Source organism: Trueperella sp. (assembly GCF_043424875.1).
GTDB lineage: Bacteria > Actinomycetota > Actinomycetes > Actinomycetales > Actinomycetaceae > Trueperella.
The window spans coordinates 1-2511 of the sequence record NZ_JBHWPL010000001.1; the positions used below are offsets into that span (position 1 = coordinate 1).

The window sequence follows — 2511 nt, forward strand, 5'->3', positions numbered from 1 at the left end:
GGCGCCCGCCGGGGACTCGAACCCCGGTGCTTTCCAATCGGGCCGCGCCACCGCCGAAACGGAGACGACTTTCGAAAACCAACGGGCCGTATCCTGGGCCCATGGAGGAAAAGTGATCACCGACGTTGCATCCCTGTCGATTTCCGCGCTCGGCCTTGTGATTGCCTTCATTGCGCTCTTCGTAGCGCTGCAGCAGCTGCGCCACGATGAAACAGCCAACGGCGGACGAGGAATGAAGCTCACCCTCCACGAAGTTGGTTATCCCGAGAAGATCCCCAATCACGTTGTTCCCGTGGTCCCCATCGATTTCGCGATTCGAGTGGCCGGCCCCGCGCAGTTCTTCGAGGTTCTGCCCTGTACCTGGGCTGACGAAGGTGCACCGATCGTCAATGGCGAACCGATCTCGAGGCTGACCTGCGATGATGATCCGGTTGAAGTGCGCGTTTACGTCACACATCCGATTCCCCCGAACTTCCATTTCGGGGTTCTGTGGCGCGAGCCGTATCGAGGAGGCCTACAAACGGGAGGGCTCCGGACGACGATTTCGGGCGAGCAGCTCCACTCCTGGCGTTACTTTCCCCGCCCGGTTGCGCGGATTCGTCGCCGACAAGGCCGGTGGGTTCCACAGCCAGATGAAAAAGAACTATTCGGCCCCGCGTCACCTTCGGGGAAGAACTAGGTGTCAGCTCCAGGAGAGCGACGCGCTGCTGCAGTTCTCGTAGCCGGGCCAGGCTGATCACGGCCGCAACGGCCAAGACAACAAGCCCAATCGCATTGACCATCACGACCGACTCCTCTTTGACTGATCCGACTCCTCGACGTCGTCGTCCAACAACGAGGCGACGGTGTGCTTGATGATCAGCGCGTCGAGCTCGTCGCCCGGCATGTGCCGGATATCCGAGATGCCCTCGCCCTGGAGCTCGTCGACGATGCAGCGGACGTAGACGCGCTCGGACCAGTCCTCGACGAGCTGCGATGCGCGGCGGCGAACCTGGGTCATGAGCCACGGGTCGGCGGTCATCACGCCACCTCCGTCTGCGAACCAGTGCCAGGCAACTCGGGGTCAATGCGCTCAAGGCCAAGTTTCTTCCGGATGAAATTGATGCCCGACGGCTGCACATACGTCGTGTACGAGCATCCGAGGTCGCCGTTCTTCTTCTCGTATTCGTGCGGGATGACCTCGAAGTGATGCAGGTACTGCTGGTACGGGGTGTTGCGACGGCTGCCGGAGGCAATGAACACTCCCCCATTGCGCAGTTCTCGGAACAGCCGGTTCTGGCCCATTCCCAGCATCTGAGCGACGGCGCCGACCGAGTACTTCCCGGTGGCGTCGAGGAAGGAGTCGTAGGCCTCGGCCTTCGGTTCAAGCTCCTTGTTCTTCGCCTCGAGCTGCAGGCGTTCGGTCTCCGCGTTCATCGCGATCTGGATGAGCTCCATCCGCGTGATCGACGCTCCGTCGATCACCGGCGCCGCGAGTCGCTTCTCCATCTCGGTGAAGGCGTGGATGAGGGCCTTCTTGAACTCGATGACGACGGCGTTGTTGCGGAACAGGGTCATCGCGAACATCGCGTGCTCCCGATTGAGCACCGCGATCTCACGACTCTGCGTTCCTCCCGCCGTCTCAAAGGGTCGGATTTCAAATCCGACCCTTCCGAAGTCCTCGAAGTCGGTCAGGTTCGTGCGGATGAGCTTCATCACGCTGGCGTGCTGCAGCCCGGTGCCATTCGCGATGACCTCCGTGGTCGTCGTAGGCATGCCGTCGGCATTGGTATGGACGAGCTCGTACATCACGCGGCCCCCGCTTCGTGCTTTGCGACGCCCGGCGCGGCTTCGTCTTCATCGGCCCACATGATTGCGATGGGCGGGACGCCGAGTGCGGCGGCAACGGCGCGGAGGTGCTTGCGGTTGAGGTTTCGACGGCCCGCTTCGATGTTGGCGAGGGTGGGGCGGGCCATGCCGACGCGGGTTGCAAGCTGGTCGATGGTGGCGCCGGTGTATTCGCGGAGGGCCTTAATGGTTGCGCCCACCCGCTGACGCTCCTGCGCCACATGGTCAATGTTGTCCATGGTTTCTCCTTGTTTCGCTCTCTTGCGGCAACCGTAGCGCAACCAAGCGAAACTACGCAAGGACAACAAGTGAAACAGGGTGAAATTCTCCGCTTCGCACAGGTCAGGCGAAACTGCCACGACGGTAATTACTTGCGTGGGTTTCACGCGAAATGCGCGTTTATTGCACTTTCTTTCCCCTGGTGTTTCATCGTGTTTCCTGCCACTCTGGAGGCATGAGAGTCGGAGAAAGAGTCGTTGAGCGTCGAACCGCGCTGGGAATGAACCAGCGTGACCTAGCGCGGGCAGCCGACGTGACTGCCACAACGGTGCGCTCGCTCGAACAAGATCGTCGCTGGCCCCAGGATGTGAACCGGGCGAAGATCGAGCAGGCCCTCGGCTGGGCGCCCGGCTCCCTCGAGGCGATTCGCGACGGCGGCGAGCCCACCACTGTGGTCGATGACAG

Annotated in this window: 5 protein-coding genes; 2 read left to right on the plus strand and 3 right to left on the minus strand. The window is 61.8% G+C overall.

Features of this window, described 5'->3' with window-relative positions; translation table 11 throughout:
* Positions 1–679, plus strand: a 679-nt coding sequence (locus tag ACHFFR_RS00005) for a hypothetical protein (RefSeq protein WP_394262220.1), incomplete at its 5' end; no start/stop codon positions are given.
* A gap of 102 nt (positions 680–781) precedes the next feature.
* Here ACHFFR_RS00005 and ACHFFR_RS00010 read toward each other — a convergent pair.
* Genes ACHFFR_RS00010 through ACHFFR_RS00020 form a run of 3 tightly spaced genes read right to left on the minus strand, consistent with a single transcriptional unit; the run spans position 782 to position 2066 of the window.
* Entirely contained in the window at positions 782–1024 is a 243-nt protein-coding gene (locus ACHFFR_RS00010) for a hypothetical protein (protein ID WP_394262221.1), read from the minus strand.
* Positions 1021–1788: a phage regulatory protein/antirepressor Ant gene (locus ACHFFR_RS00015; protein WP_394262224.1), complete on the minus strand. Its 768-nt coding sequence runs from the start codon at positions 1786–1788 to the stop codon at positions 1021–1023. Before ACHFFR_RS00015 ends, ACHFFR_RS00010 begins: the two co-directional genes overlap by 4 nt.
* Positions 1788–2066 (minus strand): helix-turn-helix domain-containing protein, encoded by a 279-nt coding sequence (locus ACHFFR_RS00020; RefSeq protein WP_394262222.1) that lies wholly within the window; start codon positions 2064–2066, stop codon positions 1788–1790. The genes ACHFFR_RS00015 and ACHFFR_RS00020 overlap by 1 nt, the downstream gene beginning before the upstream one ends.
* Before the next feature lie 215 nt (positions 2067–2281).
* Here ACHFFR_RS00020 and ACHFFR_RS00025 point away from each other — a divergent pair.
* Positions 2282–2511 (plus strand): multiprotein-bridging factor 1 family protein (locus tag ACHFFR_RS00025; protein ID WP_394262223.1); only part of this gene is annotated, 230 nt, incomplete at its 3' end.

What these genes read in the sequence shown, in the direction of transcription:
- ACHFFR_RS00015 (WP_394262224.1), bottom strand. Translation starts at nt 1,788, where the DNA reads ATGTACGAGCTCGTCCATACCAATGCCGACGGCATGCCTACGACGACC.
- ACHFFR_RS00020 (WP_394262222.1), bottom strand. Translation starts at nt 2,066, where the DNA reads ATGGACAACATTGACCATGTGGCGCAGGAGCGTCAGCGGGTGGGCGCA.